The following is a 19,759-nucleotide window of genomic DNA, read 5'->3' on the forward strand; positions in this document are numbered from 1 at the left end:
CCTTTCTTTTTAATTTAAGCCTAGAATTATACAAAATTTTTTCTTAAATGGCTTTAAAAATCTAAATTTTTTATTTCAAAGCCCAAATTAAAAAAACCGTGATCTAAATCCGCCTTAAATTTATAATCAAATAAATTTATTTCATAACTATGCAAATACATCCTATTGTTAATAATTCTTGCATATTTTTCATCTCCTATGATTCCATGCTTAATAAAATTAGCGTGCACTCTAATTTGATGAGTTCTTCCAGTATGAATAATAATTTTTGCCAAGGTTTTTTTAGCTTGAACCATAATAGGAATAAATAAACTTGATGCACTCAAACCTTCTTTGGAAATTTTACTCAAAGCTCCTCGTTTTGTTTTTATAGTTAAAATTGGCTCATTAACTTCTATTTCTTCTGCTAAAATTCCATCTAAAATTGCTATATAACTTTTATAAACTTTTTGCTGTTTAAATTCTTCAATGCAAAGCTTTTTAAAATTTTCATCTTTGCAAAGTAAAATTACTCCACTTGTTTGCTTATCAATACGATTTAGTAGTTTTGCACCAAATTTTTTTTCTAAATCCTCACTTATATAAGAATAAGGTTTATTTATAGCAATAATTTTATCATCTTCAAAAATAATACTAGGATTTGACATTTTTATAATATTAAATTTTGTCTTATTACTCATTAAAGCTCTTGCGATAAGCACTTTCTTTCCATGTGTAAAAACACATCCTTTATCTATCAACTCCTTGGCTTCGCGATTTGAAATATTTTCTTGTAAGGCTAAAATTTTATAAGCTTTTTCCTGCATCAATTCCTTCCTGTATCGCTTTAAAAATTTGTGATAAATCATCACTTTTTTTAATTTTTGCTTTTAAATTACAATGGTGAATTTTATAATCCAATTCTTTTAAATCATTGCAGTAATAAACATTTTCAACTTTATCAAATAAAACTTTTTGATTATCTATAAAAGGCCCAGTTATTAAAACATTTTGAAAAGAAGCTACTTCTATTGGATTATGCCCACCAATATTTTTAAAAAAAGATCCGCCAAGAACAACTACATCTGAAATAGCATAAAAATTGATTAATTCACCTAAAGCATCTAATAATAAAATTTTTTTACTGAATTTTTTATCTTGAGTATCTAAAAGACTAAATTTTTCAAATTCTAAACCTTTATTTTTAAGTAAATTTTCAACCTCATAAAAACGTTCTGGATGTCTAGGAGCAATAATAAGCTTTTCTTTTTTACTCAAATTTATAGAGTTAAGTAGCAATTCTTCTTCGCCTGCATGTGTGCTTGCAAAAATAATTAATTTTTCCCTAGGTTTAAAATAATTTTTACTAAATTTAATTGTAATATTTGCTTTAATGTTATGTAAGACTTTAACATTTTTTGCTCCTAAACTTTCAAGTCTTATTTTATCTATATCACTTTGTGCAAAAATTTCATCAATATAGTAAAAAATTTTTTTATAAAAAAAACGAAATCTTAGATAACTTTTATAAGATTTGTCCGAAATACGTGCATTAAGCAAAATAATTTTTGCTTGATAAAATTTAGCCATAAAAACTAACATAAGCCAATATTCAGCCTCAAAAATGACTAAAACCCTTGTAGGTTTAAACCATAACGGTATCCAATTTTCAAAAGGGAGATAATTCACTTTATCGCAAAATTCTTTAGCACAATTAAAACCAGTTTCTGTTATAGTAGTAATTCTAGAATTAAATCTTAAAGCAAATTCTTTAATACTTCGTGTTTCGCCATAAGAGCAAGAATGAAAATGAACATCAGATTTTTTCTGATTAAAATTCTTAAATAAAAAAAATCGAGATTTTAAGCTATATTTATATTTTTGTTTTAATAGAGAAAGGATAAAAACAGGGATAGCCGATATTATAAAAGCTATCCATGACAAGATATAATAACAAAAAATCAACTCTTGTCTTCTTGTTCTTTGTATAGTATTCTACCGCAATGTGGACAAGTTATAATCTCTTCTCCTTTTATCACAGATAAATAAGTTTTATCATAAATTTTCATAAAACAACCATAACATGCTTGTTTTTTAACAGCTACAACTGCTGTATTTTTAGCCCATTTTCTAATTTTTTCATAAAAGCTTAAAACTTTTAAGTTAATATCTGCAACAAGTTTAGTTTTTTTAGCATAAACATCCATTCTTTCTTTTTCCAAAGCTTCCATTTGAGTTTTAATACTTGATCTTATCGTTTCTATATCTTGCTCTTCTTTAGCTTTTTTTTCTAAAAGTTCTTTTTTAAAAAGCTCTTTATTTTCCAAAATTTTATCCAAACGAATAATCTCATCATTAGCTGAATCAAGTTGTTCTTTAGCAATATCTTCTTCTATTTTTAAAGCATTAGCCTCTTTTTCCGTTTTAACAGAAGCGCTTTTTTTACCAAGCTCTTTTATTTTAGCTGAAAATTCTGAAATATGTAAATTATTTTGAATTTTTTGATTTTTTACATCTTCAATCTCAAGTTCTAAATTACCAATTTGAATATTAATCTGATTAATCTTATTTTCAGCATCTTTTAAATTTTTAGTTATGCTATCTATTTTTGGCTCAAAACTATCGATTTCTTGATCTATTTTGGATAAAAGCACTAATTGTTCAAGATGTTTATTCATATATATTCCTTAAAAATATTGAAATGGATTTTTTGAAACTGATATTATAACCTTTAGTGGCAAATTTTTCAAGTCTTTTGCTAGACATTGTGAAAAATACCGCTCACTTTCAAAATGTCCTATATCTATCAAATTTAAACCATCGCTTACGGCTTGCATGGCTTGATGATATTTAAAGTCCCCGCTTAAAAAGCAATCTGCTTGCACTTTAGATATAAGATCACCTCCGCTTCCAGTGCAAATAGCAAAGCGTTTGATTTTTTCTTTTCCACAATAGCTAATCTTTAAAATATCTATTTGCAATTTTAATTTTAAATATTCACACAATTTAAAAAATTCAAATTCTTGATCAACATAGATTAAAAATTCATCCTTAAAAGCAATTTTAAAATCTAAAATCTCTTCAACAAAATAACTATTTAAATGGCTTAAATCAAAATTTGTATGCATAGATATTAATGAAATATTTTTTTTTATCATTTTCTTAATAAAAGCTTTAGGATAATCTAAATTTGCTAAACTTTTTAAACCTTTAAAAATAAGCGGATGATGGGTTATAAACAAAGAATTATCTTCAGCTTGATTAATTAAATTTTCATCAATATCTAAGCTTAAATATACAGTTTTAATCTCATCTTGATTATTTCCAAGTAAAATACCACTATTATCCCAATCTTGCTGATTATTAAAAGGGCTTAATTGATCTAAAAAATTATAAATATCAATCAGTTTCATTTAACGTTTTTTTATAAATCTGAGCACAATTTTTAGAAAGCTCTCTAATCTTTAGCATATAATCTTGCCTTTGTGCAACCGAGATAGCTCCTCTTGCATCAAGAAGATTAAAAGTATGTGCCGCAAGCATACAGTAATCATAAGCCGGCAATGCCAATTCTTGCTCCAATATGCTTTTACATTCCTTGTAGGCATTCTCAAATTGCTGATTTAAGAACTCAACATTGCTTACCTCAAAATTATATTTACTAAATTCATATTCACTTTGTTTATGAACATCACCATAAGTGATTTTTTTACCTTGAAATTCACTCCAAATAATATCATAAACATTATCAATATTTTGAAGATACATAGCTATTCTTTCAAGCCCATAAGTTATTTCAGCGCTAACTAAATCTACTGCTATACCTCCAACTTGCTGAAAATATGTAAATTGTGTAACTTCCATGCCATCAAGCCAAACTTCCCATCCAAGTCCCCAAGCTCCTAAACTCGGACTTTCCCAGTTATCTTCAACAAAACGTATATCATGATTTTTTAAATCAAAACCTAAATTTTCTAAACTTCTAAGATAAAGTTCTTGTATATTTTCTGGACTAGGTTTTATTAAAACTTGAAATTGATAATAAGCCCCCAGACGATTAGGATTTTCACCATATCTTCCATCTGTTGGACGACGAGAAGGTGCTACATAAGCTACAGCCCAAGGCTGTTTTCCGAGACTTCTTAAAAAAGTAGCGGGATGGAAAGTACCTGCTCCAGCTGGCATATCATAAGATTGCATTATAGCACAACCTTGTTGTTGCCAAAATTCTTGTAATTTTAATATCATTTGCGAAAAATTCATTTTTCACCTTCTTGATCATTATCTAAATTTATATCAATTTTATTTTCTTTATTCATTTCCAAATCAGGCTCTGTTTTTGTTCCAAAAATTTCAGTTGTCTTATTCCACATAAGCTTATATTTACGTTTTAAAAACTCAATCTCTTCTCTTGCATGTTTTAATTCGCTATTTAAAGTTTCTATTGTTTTTCTGTCTTCGTCGTAAAGTTCTTGCATAGAATAAAGTGCATCTTTTAAAAATTTATTTTCATTTTTTAAAGCTTCGAGTGTTTCATCTTTTGCGTCTAAAACTTTTTCATGTAAATTTAAAATTGTACCTATAGTTTTTTCTACAAAACTCTCTCCAGCTAAAGTCATAGAATTGACCATAGCAGATTGTGAATTAGCAGTAGGAACAACGCTAAAAGTGCCTTGATTAGCTTCTATATAAATCACACCTTCTTCTTCTTTAAAATTTAAAGCACCTTTGGCCATCATACCCTTTACAACATCTTCATTTAAATGTACAAGTTTGCAAAATTCCTCAAGCTCTAAATAAGTCTGCATCTTTTTTCCTATAATAAAATCTCGACACTTTTTGAGTCTGCAACCAATTTATTTTCTTTAGCCTCTCTATCTTCTTTTAAAGCTTGTGCTAATTTAGCATCACTTAAAGCAAGAATTTGCATTGCTAAATAAGCAGCATTTTGAGCACCTGCTTTTCCAATAGCTAAAGTTCCAACAGGAATTCCGCTTGGCATTTGCACAGTAGAGAAAAGAGAATCCATGCTCGCCAAATTATTTCCTGGCATAGGAACCCCTAAAACTGGTTTAGTTGTATAAGCAGCAACTGCTCCAGCCAAATGAGCTGCCATACCTGCAGCTGCAATAAAAACTTGAACACCTTTTTCTTCTGCTTTTTTTATATATTCTTTAGTACGTTGCGGACTGCGATGGGCTGAAGTAATAATAAGTTCATATTTAATATTAAATTGCTTAAAAATATTAGCACACTCTTGCATAATTTCATAATCACTTTTACTTCCCATTAAAATAGAAACAAATTTCATAAAATTTCCTTTCTTAGAAAACTAAATGCACTAATTTTTGTTGGCATTTTAATTTCGTTTTCATTTCCGCTATGGATTTCTGTAAATTCTTTATTATTTTTTGCAATTAACTTCTTAAATTCTACAAAATATTTATCATTTTTTTTATAAATTTTACCTATTTCATTTTCACATTCTCTAAGTTTATCTCCCAAAGGGATTAAAATTTCATAAGCTGTATTTAAAACTATTTTACCTTTGCATTTAAAATACTCTCCATCCTCAACAATAGCATGAACTTGATGAGTTCCTTCTTCTATACTCGTATGATGATTTTGAGTATCGGTTTTTTCTAAAGGACGAGAAACCAAATAACCATCTGTAAAACCTCGATTTTTAAGAGTATAAATTTCTCTTTCATATTTTTCAGAATTAAAATTATGATTTAATGTATCTTCTATAGCCATTTTGTAAGTTCTAGTAGTGAGTGCGACATAATATTCGCTTTTCGTTCTTCCTTCTATCTTAAATGCACTAATACAATTTTCTTGCATAATTTTTTCTATATAAGAGCATAAATTTAAATCTTTTGAATTAAAAATATGCGTACCATTTTCATCTTCTTCAAGTCTAAAAAGTGTATTATTTTCAGGATTTTTAGCATAAAGTTCATAACTAAATCTACAATCATTAGCACAAGAACCTCTATTGCTCATTCTTCCACTTTGAACTGAACTAATTAAGCAACGACCAGAATAAGCAAAACACATAGACCCATGAACAAAAGCTTCAAGCTCTATATCACAGTTTTCTTTTAAAATTTTAGAATCTTTTAGACTTAATTCTCTAGCTATAACAATACGTTTAGCGCCCATACTTTTATAAACTTCAGCATCAAGATAATTTAAAACATTAGCCTGAGTGGATACATGCAAGGGAATTTCAGGAGCCAATTCTCGAGTAAGCTTCATAGCACCTACAGATGCAACGATAAAAGCGTCGGGTTTCATTTCGCGAAGTTTCAAAATATGACGCTTAAGACCTTCTATTTGTCCACTTAAATGAAATCCATTTAAAGTGACATAAATTTTTTTACCATTATTATGAGTATATCTTACAGCTTCTTCAAAGGTTTCATAAGTAAATTCTTTAGCTGTCCTAGAACGCAAAGAAAAGTTATTTACTCCAGCATAAACCGCATCAGCCCCATAAGCTAAAGCAATCTTTAACTTTGTAAAATTTCCAGCTGGAGCTACGATTTCGGGAATGATCATTTATTTTTGACCCAAACTTGCTATCAAGGCTTCTATATCATCATTACTTACAACCTCTGCTGTGCTATCTCCTTCTATATGTACCGCAGAACCGACACGTTTCCTATCATCGATTTTGCCTTCAAATAAAGAACTCATGTATCGACTTAAGGCACGCATAACATTAATAACACGTTCAATTTTTTGACGATGGATATCTTGATATTGCATTGCATCCATAGCCATCATGACTTCATCTTGGCCACCCTGCAAATGATCGACAATATCACTACTTGTTTTTTTTGCTTTTTTATTAGTTTCTAAAGCCTCGCAAAAACTTTCAACATTAGGAAATTTCTCGTTTAACTTTGTAAAAATTTCGATATTTTTATCTAAAATTTTATTAATATCAGCTATTAAACTTTCAGAATCTGCAAAAAAATTATTAATATTTTCAAGCTTTTCCATCATTTCTGTAGCTTTTTGCTCACTATCTTTAGTCACATCATCGAGCTGATGTACTACTTTGTGTTCTTGGCTTGGTGGTGGTGGTGGCCATGCTAAATTAGGATTTGGTCTATAATCAGCCACTTTTACATCTTCTATTTTTTCTTCTTGAGTTTCATCGCTTTGAGTCTCTACTTCAGCCATAGTTTCAGACTCTAAGGTATCATCAGAATCTAAATCACTATTCATCAAAGCATCAAGTTCTTCTTGAGTCATTGTTTTCCTTAATTTTTAAAATATTCAAATATTTCTTAAATATTTTAAGATTATATTCTATTTAATCTGAAATAAAAATATAAATTCTCATATTTTTTAAATATTCTTTTTTATTGAATTTTTAATTGCAATCCATTTTAAAGATATTAATAAATTTTTTATTAAAATAATATGATACAATTTTAAAAATTAATATTTATTAGGGAGAATAAATGGGAAAATTTGTTAATAGTATCAATGATTTTTTTGAATTTTGTACACAAAATGAAGTAATTTTTGTAGATTTTCGTTTTACTGATCTAATAGGAACTTGGCATCATATTACCTATAATATACATTCAATTAATGAGCAAACCTTTGACACTGGAATTCCATTTGATGGAAGTTCTTTAAAAGGATGGCAACCGATCGAAAAATCAGATATGATCTTAAAGCCCGATGTACAAAGTGCTTTTCTAGATCCTTTTACAGCAGATCCAACTATTATTGTTATTTGCGATGTATACGATATTTATAAAGGGCAAATGTATGAAAAATGTCCAAGAAGTATTGCCAAAAAAACAATGCAATATCTTAAAGATTGTGGTATTGCAGATATAGCATATTTTGGAGCAGAAAACGAATTTTTTATCTTTGATAGTGTAAAAATAGTAGATACAGCACATTGTTCAAAATATGAAGTTGATACCGAAGAAGGAGAATGGAATGATGATAAAGAATTTATGGATAGCTATAACACAGGACATAGACCTCGTAAAAAAGGTGGATATTTCCCTGTGCAACCTATAGATTCGCTGGTAGATATTAGGGCTGAAATGGTACAAACTCTTGAGAAGGTTGGACTTAAAACCTTTGTGCATCATCATGAAGTTGCACAAGCTCAGGCAGAAATAGGAGTAAAATACGATACACTTGTAGAAGCCGCAGATAATGTCCAAATTTATAAATATATTATTAAAATGGTTGCACATTTAAATGGAAAAACAGCAACATTTATGCCAAAACCGCTCTATGGAGATAATGGAAGTGGTATGCATGTACATATGAGTTTATGGAAAAACGGAGTCAATCTATTTTATGATAAACAAGGATATGCAAATTTAAGTCAAACCGCCATACACTATATAGGTGGAATTTTAAAAAATGCTAGAAGCCTTGCTGCCTTTACAAATCCTAGTTCAAATTCTTATAAAAGAATAGTTCCAGGTTTTGAAGCTCCTTGTATTTTAACTTACTCTTGTCAAAATAGGAGTGCAAGTTGTCGCATACCTTATGGTATAGACAAAAATTCAGCTCGCATTGAAATCCGTTTTCCTGACAATACAGCAAATCCATATCTTGCTTTTGCAAGTTTATTAATGGCAGGACTTAATGGAATAGAAAATAAAATCACTCCGGTCGGCCCAATGGATGAAAATTTATTTGATTTAACCCTAGATGAAATTCGAAAAAAAGGCATAGAACAACTACCGCACACTTTAAGAGGAAGTCTAGAAGCTCTTATTCGCAACAATACTTATCTAAAACCTATCATGAGTGATCTTTTTATCAATGATTATCAACATTTAAAATTTGAAACTCAAGTATGGCCTGTAGAAGCACGTCCTACTGCTTATGAATTTAAAACTTGCTATTCTTGCTAATTAAAAATTAGATTTTTAATATCGCAATTAAGCGATATTAATTTCTTTTATTTACTTCCTAAACCCTAGTTTGTCCCAAAAGATTATTAAGTCTATCCATTATATTATTTACAAAAGAATCTATACTTTGGCTACTTGCTTTCCAGCCATTAGCCTTTGCTTGATGAAATTCTCTATCAAAAGAGATTCCACTGCCTACGTATACATTTTGCCAAGCAACTCCTTTTTCCATTGCATATATACCTGCATCAAGCCAACCATCTTGTGCATAGCCTTTTAATAAACTTGCAAAATCAACCTTACCTGTCATGATGTCATCTAGTGAAATATCAAAAGAGGGATTTGCTTTCATTTCTTGCTCAAATTTTGCTTCACGAACTTTTGCTTCAGGACTGAAAACAACTTGATTTGAAGATGGAAGAGGCGGATAAGACTTTAAAAAACTCATAAACAAAGCTTCTTTAGAATAACTTCCATCTTCATTTTTTGGATAAACTGACATATCAGGATTGAAACCACCTTCTAGCGAAGGACCTTGCTCCATACTTTGTGGAGAAAAGTCAAGTTTTACAAGGTTCATACCCAAATTCATAGTAGAATATTTAATCGCTTGTGCTTCGTGAAATTGTTCTGCATTGAATATATTTTTTACAACTTTTTCTTGATTATCATTACGACCATAATTTAGTCCTTTAGGCAATTGTTCTAAATCCGCTTTGCTAAAACTTGTTTTATTGGTATCGTTAAAAGTATGATTTATAATTTGATTAAATTGATTATAGTATTGTTTAATAGTATTTGCCATATCTATATTATCATAATATTTATCCACACCTAGATATTCTTTTATTTTTGCATTATAAAAGTTATTTTCAGCTACTCTCTCTATCTCATCCAAAGTAGATTTATGTATCTTAAAATCTTTTGGCAATCCTGCAGCTTTATTAAAATCACTTCCCATATAGCCATCTTTATCTACACTATAACCATAGGCTGTATTATTACTTATATCTGCTTGTTTATATTTTAGAGTATAAATAGAGTTTTTAAATTCACTTGATATATTATAATTAGGAGAATTTGTTTTACTACTTATACTAAAATTAGTATTATTGCTAGTATTTGTTGTATTAGTAGAATTTAATACTTCACTTCTTGCTAGAGTTTGTGAATTTGCACTTTGAATTTCATTTAACTTAGTGGCATTTTGTTTTAAAAAAGCATTAGCAAAACTTATTTTAGAATTTTCTTTACTTTCTTTATTGGCTTTTGCTTGTGAAAGTATAGAATTATAGTTTGAGTTATCATTGATGCTAAAGATACTCATATTTATTCCTTTGATTTTAGAATTGTTCTGCCTTCAAATCTAAATATCTTATAAATAAATATAAGCAAGAAGTGTTCCGCTTTGGATAAGTGGAACGAGAGTATTTAAAATAAGACCAAAAATTAATATATTAATTATCGTTTTAACTGATTTACAATACCAAGCATATCATCACTTGTAGTTATGGCCTTTGATCCAGCCTCATAAGCCCTTTGTCCCGTAATCAGATCTGTCATTTCTTCAACAAGTTGGACATTACTAAGCTCCACAAAACCATGTCTGATTGTACCAAGTCCATCTTGCCCTGCAATTCCTGCAACTGGAGCACCGCTAGCACCGGTTTCAAGATATAAATTATCCCCCATAGAGTGAAGTCCCGCTGGATTAATAAACTGCACTAATTCCACTTGTCCAATTTGAGTTTCTTGTTGCTCTCCAGGAAGCATAACAGATACCGTTCCATCAGTTGCCACATTAATAGCAGTTGCACCTTCTGGTATAGTCATTTCAGGAAGTAGTTTATAGCCATCTGAATTTACAATATTACCTTCATTATCTTTTGTAAATTGTCCATTTCTGGTATATCCTATCGTTCCATCAGGAAGTTGAATTTGAAAAAAACCATTCCCAGCAATAGCCATATCAAGACTATCTGTACTCGTTGCTTTCAAATTCCCCTCTGTAAAAACTTTTGTTACAGCAGTAGGGCGTACACCAACCCCTACTTCTATGCCTGAGGGTGAAAGAGTTGTGGCTGAAGTAGAAGTTCCTGCATATTTCATAACCTGATACATTAAATCAGCAAATTCAGCACGACTCTTTTTAAAACCAGCTGTATTAACATTAGCAATATTGTTAGAAGTAACATCAATTTGTGTTTGCTGCGCTACCATTCCTGTAGCTGCAGTATGAAGTGATCTCATCATTTTTTTATCCTTTTAATTTTTAATCTTATTTAACAGATGCAAGCTTATTAATTGCTTCTTGATTTAAATCATCCATATGAGCTGTCATAACTTTTTGATACATTTCAACCATTCTATTAGTCTCAATCAAGCCCACCATTTCAATAACTGGATTGACATTGGAACCTTGAGAAAACCCTTGTCGTACCGCACTAGAATTATCCAAATCCCTAATACGAGTTAAATCATCGATTTTATAAACATTATCTCCATCTTTTTGCAAAGCCCTCATATCATCTACTTGTGCAATAAATAATCTTGCATTTCTTGCACCATCAACTTCAATATTTCCATCTTTATCAACACTAATTTGCGAGGATCCATTTGGAATCTTAATAGCGGCATTTTCAGGATTATTAAAATAATCACTACTTAATACCTTATATCCTTGTTTGTTTACCAAGTACCCTTCTTCATTTAATTGAAAATTTCCATCTTTGCTTAATCTAATTTCTCCATTTTTTGTTTGAACTAGATAAAAAGCATCATCTCTTGTTATTGCAAAATCCAAAGGATTGTTAGTTGCTTTTAAAGAACCTAAACTGAAATCTGTATATTCTTGAGAAACTTGGGGTATGCCATCTATAGTGGTATTAAGAAAGCGTGAAGCATCTCTTGTATTATTTTCTATAGGCAACACATCCTGAGTTTCTTTAAAAATCCTTTTAAAATCTGCAATTACAACATCATCTCTTTTATATCCACTTGTATTAATATTGGCAAGATTGTTTGTAATAACATCAAGTTTATTAAACTGAGTTACCATTCCACCCACTGCTTGATAATATCCGTTTTGCATATTTTCACCTATAAAATTATTTTATTACAAAAAAATAAAAGCAAAGAGTGTTCCAACTTTTAAAAATATAGAAAAAACGGGGAATAAAAGAAGAATTTATAAGAAAACAAGGCTTTTAAAGCCTTGTAAATTAATCCATTTGGCGGCGTAAAAATGTAGGAGTTTCTATTTGAGCCATAATCTCTTCATCAAAACCACCACTTACTTTTTTAAGATTTAAATAAGGATTTTTCTTAGCAACTTCGGTTTCCTCTGAAGATTTTTTTCCAACAGTATCTTTATCTTCAAAACCTGTAGCAATAATAGTCACTTCAACTCTATCTTCCATAGTGTCATCCATGGTTGATCCAAAAATAATTTTTGCATTTTCATCAACTTTTTCTTCAATGCTATTGGCTGCTGCAGAAATTTCAAATAAAGAGCAATTAGAGCTTGTTTTAAAATGCAAAATCACACCTTTAGCCCCTTTAATATCCATTCCATCTAATAAAGGAGACTCTATAGCATTTTTTAATGCTATTTCAACAGCATTTTCACCTTCAGCACTTCCAACACCCATAAGCGCAAGTCCTCTATGACTCATGATAGTTCTAACATCAGCAAAATCAACGTTAATATCACCATTATCTAAAAGTATAGAAACCATACCTTTTACTGCACGAGTCAAGATATCATCAACTAATTTAAAAGCCTCTTTCATGCTTGCTTTTTTATCAATAATACTTAAAAGTTTTTCATTTTGAATTACAAGGATAGAATCGCTTTCTTTTTTTAACTCAAGAAGTCCGCTTTCTGCAAGTTTTTTTCTTTGTTTACCTTCAAAGCTAAAAGGCATAGTTACCACAGAAACAGTTAAAGCTCCAATTTCTTTAGCTGCTTGTGCTATAACAGGAGTAGCACCTGTTCCGGTTCCACCACCAAAACCAGACGCAATAAATACTATATCACTTTGACTTAAACTCGCTTTGATTTCCTCAAAACTCTCTCTAGCACTTTCTGCTCCAACTTCAGGAAGCATACCTGCTCCAAGCCCTTTTGTTTTCTTTTCGCCAAGTTGAATTTTAGTTTTTGCCAAAGACGTAGAGATAGCTTGTGCATCAGTATTAGCAGCGATAAGATCAAGATCATTCAGTCCCATTTTAACCATATGATTGATCATATTACCGCCACCACCACCGCAGCCTATAACTTTAATTTTCGCACCCTTGTTATGTTGCATCTCTTCTACTAAAAATTCATTCATTAAATTCTCTCCTTGTTAAAATTGATTTATTATTTTATGCCAGACGCTTGAAAAAAGACCAGATTTTTTTTCTCGTGTCTCTTTGAAATCTAATTGTTCTTGAATTGCTATTGTATCATTTTCTTGCAAATTTTCATCAAAAAAATCAGATTTTATTTCAGTTTCTACTTCTTTTTGAGGAATAATTTCTTGCCTGATTTGGCGATTATAATTTTCTATTTCACCTTTATATCTTAATTTTTCATTAGAATCAAGCTCATAAGGAGTAAAATAACCTGCTCCATAAAGACAAAGACCTATGGCACAAGTATTTTCAGGATCATTAAAAATTTCATTAAAACTTGTTATTAAGTCTCTTCTTGCAGTTGCTATTCTAATAGAACGATTATCAAAAGTAGCAGGTGCCAACTCATCAATGCCTGCTAATTTAGTCATTCCTCCAGTAAGCACAACTCCACCACCTATGCTATTAGCATAACGATTATCGCTTAAAATTTTTGCTAAAATCATTAAAGTTTCTTCTGCTCTAGCATAAATAACCTCTGAAATAATATCCAAAGAAACCTCATTTACTCTTTTTTCATCACCCATTGTTGGAATTTGTATAAGTGCATTAGGTTGCTGTGATAAGGCCGCATAATTGAGTTTAATTTTTTCAGCTTCTTTAAGTGGAGTATGTAAAGCCATTGATAAATCTTGAGTAATATTAATAGAACCAATTTGCAAACAATCATTATAACGGATCGAATTTCCAGTATGAACCACCATATCACAAATTGCACCACCCATATCAATAAGGACAGACCCGAGTTCTTTTTCACTATCATCCAAACAAGCTATTGATGAAGCATAACCAGAAAGCACTATATTATCAACTCTTAAATCTGCTAATTCTACAGCTTTTTTCAAATTTTTAATATGAGATTCTTGGGAAATAACAATATGAGTTGAAACTTCCAAGCGACTTCCACTCATTCCTAAAGGATCATCTACATGCTCTAAATCATTGACTTTAAAATTATAAGGTAAAACATGAATAATTTCATATCCACTTGGTATATTAGCTGTATGTTTTGCAGTGCTTACCGCTCGATGTATTTCTTTAATTCCAATTTCATGATTTGGAATATTTACAACTCCAATACTATCTACACTCTTAGTATAAGCTCCAGAAATAGAAACAACAACTTTATCATAATGTACACCGCTCATCATCTCGGCATTTCTTACCGCTTCTTCAATAGATTTTGAAGCAAGTTCAATATTTGTAATAGCACCTTTTTTCACACCATTGGTTTTTGATTTTGAAAAACCAATAATTTTTAAACCTTCATCATCTTTTTGCGCAATAATAGCACAAGTTTGAGTCGAACCTAAATCAATTCCTAGTATATTCAAAATCACTTCCCTTTATAATAAATTTTTATTGGATATGCTTTTCTTAATTGATTAATTAATTCCTGTTTTATCATATCAGATTTTAATATTTGCAAATTTTGTTTTAATGTTTCATAATGCTGATTTAATTTATCATCACTAATATCAATTTTTTGCTTATTGATTTTATAAAGCACTGCTTTATTATCACCTAAAAGAACATAAGAAGCATTTTGATCAGAATTAAAAACATTAGTTAAAAAATAACTAAATTCAGCATTATTAAATATATTTTTATCCATTTTGATATCACTAAGCAATGAATCTCTAGTTACAAAACCTATATTTTCACCTTTAAAATCTTTCAATCTCTCCTCAGCTTCTTTTTCTAAATTTTCTTTAGATTTTTCGCTCAAATATAAAGGTAAAATTTCATTCCTAGCTTCTTCAAAAGTTTTAATTCTTATAGGATTAATTTTATTGATCTTAATAATCATATAGCCATCTTTATATCTAACCGGTCTTAAAAGATCTCCGGTTTTAATTTTAGATAAAAGATCCAAAGGATAATAGATACTTAAATCCGAAATATTTTCATCTTTTTGAAATTTCTCTTTATTGTTCTTTAATTCTAAAAATTTAGCATTGGCTAAATTTTTAAGCTTGATTAAACCATAATCTTTTGCAACTTTATTTTTTGCCAATTTAAAATCTAAAATCTTGCCATCTTGATCTTTATAATTTAGTCGATTGTTTGCATCATTGTAAAATTTTTGCAATTCTTCTTCTGAAAAATTCTGATCATTTAATGGTAAAAAATATGTAGAAATTTCATAAGTTTTACTTGTTTTATAATCTTCTTTTTGTTGTTCCCAAAATTTTTTTAACTCCTCCTCGTTGATCTTTATATTCTTTTTATCATAATTAAGTTCTGCAATACTTAAAGAATCTTTCATAAAATAAGCAATTGCCAACATTTTGATTTCACTTTCACTAGAAGGCAAGTTAAAAATTTTATTTAATTTGTCAATTATAACTTCATCAGAAAGAATTTTTTCATAATCTTTAGGCATAAAACCATTAGCATGTAAAATTTCATAATAAATTGTTTTATTAAATTCACCTATTGGGTTTTGAAAAGCTCTTGTTTGCGTAAGCTTTTCTATAATTTCATTATCATTAGAATTTAAACCTAAATCTTTAGCAAAATTTAATAAAAGTTTATCTTCTATAAGAGAATTTAAAGCTAATTCTTTTAAACCTATCTTTTCAGCATTATTTTCATCCAAACTGCCATTGCTAATCTGATTATAATAATTAAAAATCTGATTATATCGTGTATTAAATTCATTGTAACTTATCTTCTCATTTCCAACAATAGCTGCATTTGAAGCACGATCAAGATTAAAATCATAAGCACCCCAATTAACAAAAACAGCTCCAACTAAAGCAATAGTACTAATCCATATAGTAATAATAAGATATTTTCTATGATGCTGCATCCAAGTAAGCATACTATTCCTTGATAAAAAAATAAGTTTAATATTTTAGCACATAAGTTTTTAAGTGGAGTTTAATTTAAACCAAAGTATGTTGTTTTTTTGATTTTGATGCTAAAATAAGCTATAATATCAAACCCGATTAATAAAAATTTTGTAGGATTTAGCTTGGAAATTCCACATATTCCAGTATTACTTAATGAAGTCAATAAGGCCTTTGAAAATTTAAACCATGGATATTTTTTAGACTGTACTGTAGGCTTTGGTGGCCATAGTGAATCTTTGCTTAAAAATCATCCTAATATAAAACTAATTGCTTGTGATCAAGATGAAGAAGCACTTGAATTTTCAAAACAGCGCCTTGAAAAATTTAAAAACAGAACGCAATTTTTCTTAACAAATTTTAGCCAAATTCTTGATCAAATTCCTACAAATTCTTTAAGAGGAATTTTAGCAGATATTGGAATTTCTTCTTATCAATTAGATAATAACAAACGAGGATTTAGTCTTGATTCTGATTTTTTAGATATGAGAATGAATCAAAATATTAAAAATTCAGCTTTTAATGTTGTTAATTCTTATACTTGCGAACAACTCACTTATATTTTTAAAGAATATGGTGAATTAGATGATGCTTATTTTATTGCTAAAAAAATTTGTCAATCAAGGATTAAAACACCTATAAAAAGTGCCAAAGAATTACAAAAAATTATAGGCTCAACCAAACAACATCATAGAAAAGTTTCCAAAGCAACTTTAGTTTTTCAAGCTATTAGAATTGAAGTCAACCAAGAACTTGAGGTTTTAAAATTTTTTTTGGAAAAATTAGAAAAAATAAAGTTAAAAGATTGTATTTTAGCTATAATTTGTTTTCATTCTTTAGAAGATAGAATAGTGAAAAATTATTTTAAAAAATGGTCTAAAAATTGCATTTGCGATGAAAAAGTTTTACGTTGCGAATGCGGAAATAATCATTCTTTAGGAAAAATTTTAAATAAAAAAGTTATCATTGCAAGTGAAACAGAAATAATGCAAAATTCAAGATCTAGTTGCGCAAAAATGCGTTTATTTCATTTTAAAAATATGGAAAAATAATGTTAGAAGATGATTTTTTAAAAGAAAAACAAAATATACGTCAAAAAATGCTAAATTTTTCACGCGCTATGAATCAAGGAAAGCCTTTAGACGATGAACTTAAAAATGAAATTATTTCTAGTAATGATATTTTTAAAAGACGATTAAATAAACAACCTCGTAATTTATTTGATCCAGATGAATATGAAATAAAAAATTCTAAAAAATCAAATATATATCTTAAAGAAGATTTAATTAATGTAAAATTAGAAGAAAAGCAATCCTTGGCTAAAAAAATTTTTTCTAAAATAAAAGAAAAAAATAAAAATTCACACACAAAAAAAAATAAGAAAAAATTATTTTCTCTAAAAAAAACAGAAAAAGAAATTGAGCCCAAAAAGATACAAGAAAATAAAATAGAAACTAAAAATTTAAATAAAAAAAACAATAAAGAATCTCAATTACCAAAAAAAGAAAATAACCATAAATTAGATAAAAAAAATTCAAAAATTCCACAAACTGATATTAAGCAAAGTTTAGAAAATTTACAAAAAAAAATACATACCAACAATATAACCGATATACCGTTGAAAAAAAATTCCAATGAAGAAGATAGTGAACAAGCTAAAAATACTCTTTTAGAAGGTTTCACAGATGCAACCAAGGAAGATAGAAATTTAAATTTCAATCACTTGCTTTTTGCTATTTTACTTGTAAGTTTTGCTTTATTACTTTTTATTCCACAAATTTATATAAGAAATCAAATTTATTATTTAAGTCGAGAAATTGCAACTTTAAAAACAGAAGAAAGTGTTCTTAATGAGGAAAATAAAGATCTAAAAAGAAGATTAGAAAATATGCGTTTTCAAAATCAAATTCTTGATTATCTTGATTGAATAATTTTTTCTAACACATATTTTTCCAAATTCTTCTTTAAAATATCATCTTTTAAAGCTTCTTTGTAAAGTTTACTTGCTACCAAAGAGTATTTTTCATATGAAAAATAAGGAAAATGTAAACTCCAAGCTTTTTTAATCAATTGTCTTGAAATAATTTTTCTAGTATAAATTTTAAAAATATCATAACTTATAAAAATACAAGATGTTACAATAACTGCACTAATTATACTTATATGGAAGTCAAGACGCATAAGAAAATAATGTGTAATAAGTAATAAAGGTAATAAAACAAGCACACAAAGAATACTAAAATATAAATAAGAATTTAAAATTTTGAAATTAAAATTAAGTTTAGAAGGATCAACAAGCATTCCATCATTAAACAAAGCGTTAGCTTCAAGTAAATCACGTAAAATAACTGGTTGATCTGATATTTTAAAAAGAAAATTAAGACTAAAATCTTTAAATTTTTTCATGCTTTAAAATATGTAAATAAAAGCTTTTAGCCTTTATTTACAAGCTCTTCTGTAACTCTTGCAATTTCAAATTCTTCATCTGTAGGAATAATACAAACTTTTATTTTAGAATCTGTGGTGCTTATTATTCTTTCAGTGGACATTCTTTGATTATTTAAATTCAAATCAAGATCAATACCAAGATGAGATAATTTTTCACAAACTTTTTGTCTTACCAAAGAAGAATTTTCACCTATGCCTCCTGTGAAAATAATACCATCAGTTCCTGGTAATATAGCAAGATAAGCTCCTATATATTTTACTAAACGATAGCAAAACATATCAAAAGCTAAACGTGCTTTATCTTCTCCTTTTTCAACTCGTGATTCAATATCTCTAAAATCATTGTAACCACAAATGCCATATACGCCGCTTTTTTTATTCATCAAATTATCAATCTCTTCTATATTTAAGCCCCTTGCTTTACTAATAAAAGGTATAATTGCAGGATCCATATCACCACAACGAGTTCCCATAACTAGACCCTCAAGAGGAGTAAATCCCATAGAAGTATCTACGCTCTTTCCATTTTCTACAGCACAGACACTTGCTCCATTCCCAAGATGAGCTGAAATCACATTTACACTCTTTTTACCTAATAAATTAGCAGCTTTCGAACTTACATAAGCATGAGAAGTTCCATGGAAGCCGTATCTTCTTATACCATCTTTATCATAAAATTCATAAGGTAAAGCATACATATAAGCATAATCAGGCATTGTTTGATGAAAAGCTGTATCAAAAACTGCAACATTTGGTACATTTGGAGCAGCTTTAATCATTGTTTTTATACCTGCTAAATGAGCTGGATTATGCAAAGGGGCAAAAACACTTACTCTGTCAATTTCATTAAGTACATGATCATCTATTAAACAATGTTTTGTTAAAGTTTTCCCTCCATGGACAATACGATGACCACAACCATCAAGAACTTTTAGATCTTCTAAAATTCCTGATTCCTTAAAAAGTTCATTTAAAACTTGCAAGCCATGTTCATGATCTTTTATGGCAATATCTCTTTCAAATTTTTCATCACTTAAAGTATTTTTTAAAACAACTTTAGAAGTTTCCTCACCTATTTTTTCAATTAAACCACTTGCCTTAACTATTTTATCATCAAAAAATTTAAATTTTATAGATGATGAACCTGAATTTAAAACTAAAACTTTCATT

At 29.0% G+C, this 19,759-nt stretch carries 20 protein-coding genes; 3 read left to right on the forward strand and 17 right to left on the reverse strand.

Annotation, left to right across the window (positions count from 1 at the left end):
• Positions 1-53 precede the first annotated feature (53 nt).
• From ACD570_RS05765 to ACD570_RS05805, 9 genes are read right to left on the reverse strand one after another with little or no spacing between them, the layout of a single operon-like run.
• Positions 54-806, reverse strand: a complete 753-nt coding sequence (locus ACD570_RS05765) for an RluA family pseudouridine synthase (protein WP_200282289.1) — start codon at positions 804-806, stop codon at positions 54-56.
• Positions 787-1,944 carry a lipid IV(A) 3-deoxy-D-manno-octulosonic acid transferase gene (waaA, locus tag ACD570_RS05770; RefSeq protein WP_337207731.1) on the reverse strand — a complete coding sequence of 386 codons (1,158 nt, stop codon included), beginning with the start codon at positions 1,942-1,944 and terminating at the stop codon, positions 787-789. The genes ACD570_RS05765 and waaA overlap by 20 nt, the downstream gene beginning before the upstream one ends.
• On the reverse strand, positions 1,941-2,657 hold the full coding sequence (locus ACD570_RS05775) for a zinc ribbon domain-containing protein (RefSeq protein ID WP_200282283.1): 717 nt from the start codon (positions 2,655-2,657) through the stop codon (positions 1,941-1,943). Before ACD570_RS05775 ends, waaA begins: the two co-directional genes overlap by 4 nt.
• Positions 2,658-2,666: 9 nt before the next feature.
• Entirely contained in the window at positions 2,667-3,392 is a 726-nt protein-coding gene (locus ACD570_RS05780; RefSeq protein ID WP_337206738.1) for a Nif3-like dinuclear metal center hexameric protein, read from the reverse strand.
• A complete protein-coding gene (gene glyQ / locus ACD570_RS05785) occupies positions 3,379-4,242 on the reverse strand; it encodes a glycine--tRNA ligase subunit alpha (protein WP_337207730.1) in 864 nt (287 codons plus the stop codon). The genes ACD570_RS05780 and glyQ overlap by 14 nt, the downstream gene beginning before the upstream one ends.
• Positions 4,239-4,787, reverse strand: coding sequence for a DUF3972 domain-containing protein (locus ACD570_RS05790; RefSeq protein ID WP_337207729.1), 549 nt, complete (start codon positions 4,785-4,787; stop codon positions 4,239-4,241). Before ACD570_RS05790 ends, glyQ begins: the two co-directional genes overlap by 4 nt.
• An 8-nt stretch (positions 4,788-4,795) precedes the next feature.
• Positions 4,796-5,290 carry a 5-(carboxyamino)imidazole ribonucleotide mutase gene (purE, locus tag ACD570_RS05795; protein ID WP_337198687.1) on the reverse strand — a complete coding sequence of 165 codons (495 nt, stop codon included), beginning with the start codon at positions 5,288-5,290 and terminating at the stop codon, positions 4,796-4,798.
• Complete coding sequence (locus ACD570_RS05800) at positions 5,287-6,543, reverse strand: peptidase U32 family protein (RefSeq protein ID WP_337197417.1); 1,257 nt, start codon at positions 6,541-6,543, stop codon at positions 5,287-5,289. Before ACD570_RS05800 ends, purE begins: the two co-directional genes overlap by 4 nt.
• Complete coding sequence (locus tag ACD570_RS05805; protein ID WP_200282261.1) at positions 6,544-7,245, reverse strand: chemotaxis protein; 702 nt, start codon at positions 7,243-7,245, stop codon at positions 6,544-6,546. It lies immediately after the preceding gene.
• Between the two features lie 212 nt (positions 7,246-7,457).
• Here ACD570_RS05805 and glnA point away from each other — a divergent pair, with 212 nt between their 5' ends.
• Entirely contained in the window at positions 7,458-8,888 is a 1,431-nt protein-coding gene (glnA, locus tag ACD570_RS05810) for a type I glutamate--ammonia ligase (protein WP_337202362.1), read from the forward strand.
• A gap of 58 nt (positions 8,889-8,946) precedes the next feature.
• Here glnA and ACD570_RS05815 read toward each other — a convergent pair whose 3' ends face one another.
• The 6 genes from ACD570_RS05815 to ACD570_RS05840 all read right to left on the reverse strand — a co-directional run bounded on the left by ACD570_RS05815 (position 8,947) and on the right by ACD570_RS05840 (position 16,113).
• Positions 8,947-10,215, reverse strand: a complete 1,269-nt coding sequence (locus tag ACD570_RS05815; protein WP_417904214.1) for a Cj0814 family flagellar-dependent secreted protein — start codon at positions 10,213-10,215, stop codon at positions 8,947-8,949.
• A gap of 134 nt (positions 10,216-10,349) precedes the next feature.
• The gene (flgG, locus tag ACD570_RS05820) at positions 10,350-11,141 is read right to left on the reverse strand and encodes a flagellar basal-body rod protein FlgG (protein ID WP_137624165.1); all 792 of its coding nucleotides are present in this window, start codon (positions 11,139-11,141) and stop codon (positions 10,350-10,352) included.
• Positions 11,142-11,166: 25 nt separating this feature from the next.
• Complete coding sequence (locus ACD570_RS05825) at positions 11,167-11,979, reverse strand: flagellar hook-basal body protein (protein ID WP_337207656.1); 813 nt, start codon at positions 11,977-11,979, stop codon at positions 11,167-11,169.
• Between the two features lie 130 nt (positions 11,980-12,109).
• Positions 12,110-13,222, reverse strand: a complete 1,113-nt coding sequence (ftsZ, locus tag ACD570_RS05830; RefSeq protein WP_337197131.1) for a cell division protein FtsZ — start codon at positions 13,220-13,222, stop codon at positions 12,110-12,112.
• 15 nt (positions 13,223-13,237) lie between these two features.
• The gene (gene ftsA / locus ACD570_RS05835; protein ID WP_200282257.1) at positions 13,238-14,626 is read right to left on the reverse strand and encodes a cell division protein FtsA; all 1,389 of its coding nucleotides are present in this window, start codon (positions 14,624-14,626) and stop codon (positions 13,238-13,240) included.
• Positions 14,623-16,113 carry a peptidylprolyl isomerase gene (locus ACD570_RS05840; protein WP_200282256.1) on the reverse strand — a complete coding sequence of 497 codons (1,491 nt, stop codon included), beginning with the start codon at positions 16,111-16,113 and terminating at the stop codon, positions 14,623-14,625. The genes ftsA and ACD570_RS05840 overlap by 4 nt, the downstream gene beginning before the upstream one ends.
• Before the next feature lie 153 nt (positions 16,114-16,266).
• Here ACD570_RS05840 and rsmH point away from each other — a divergent pair, with 153 nt between their 5' ends.
• Complete coding sequence (gene rsmH / locus ACD570_RS05845) at positions 16,267-17,193, forward strand: 16S rRNA (cytosine(1402)-N(4))-methyltransferase RsmH (RefSeq protein ID WP_337207657.1); 927 nt, start codon at positions 16,267-16,269, stop codon at positions 17,191-17,193.
• Positions 17,193-18,068: a hypothetical protein gene (locus tag ACD570_RS05850; protein WP_337200129.1), complete on the forward strand. Its 876-nt coding sequence runs from the start codon at positions 17,193-17,195 to the stop codon at positions 18,066-18,068. The genes rsmH and ACD570_RS05850 overlap by 1 nt, the downstream gene beginning before the upstream one ends.
• Here ACD570_RS05850 and ACD570_RS05855 read toward each other — a convergent pair.
• On the reverse strand, positions 18,056-18,547 hold the full coding sequence (locus ACD570_RS05855) for a hypothetical protein (RefSeq protein ID WP_200282249.1): 492 nt from the start codon (positions 18,545-18,547) through the stop codon (positions 18,056-18,058). The genes ACD570_RS05850 and ACD570_RS05855 overlap by 13 nt on opposite strands.
• Before the next feature lie 26 nt (positions 18,548-18,573).
• The gene (locus tag ACD570_RS05860) at positions 18,574-19,758 is read right to left on the reverse strand and encodes an acetate kinase (protein ID WP_337198695.1); all 1,185 of its coding nucleotides are present in this window, start codon (positions 19,756-19,758) and stop codon (positions 18,574-18,576) included.
• Between the last annotated feature and the right edge of the window lies 1 nt (position 19,759).

Origin of the sequence: Campylobacter sp. LH-2024, assembly GCF_048270605.1 — a bacterium.
In the GTDB taxonomy this organism is placed as follows: Bacteria; Campylobacterota; Campylobacteria; order Campylobacterales; family Campylobacteraceae; genus Campylobacter_D; species Campylobacter_D molothri.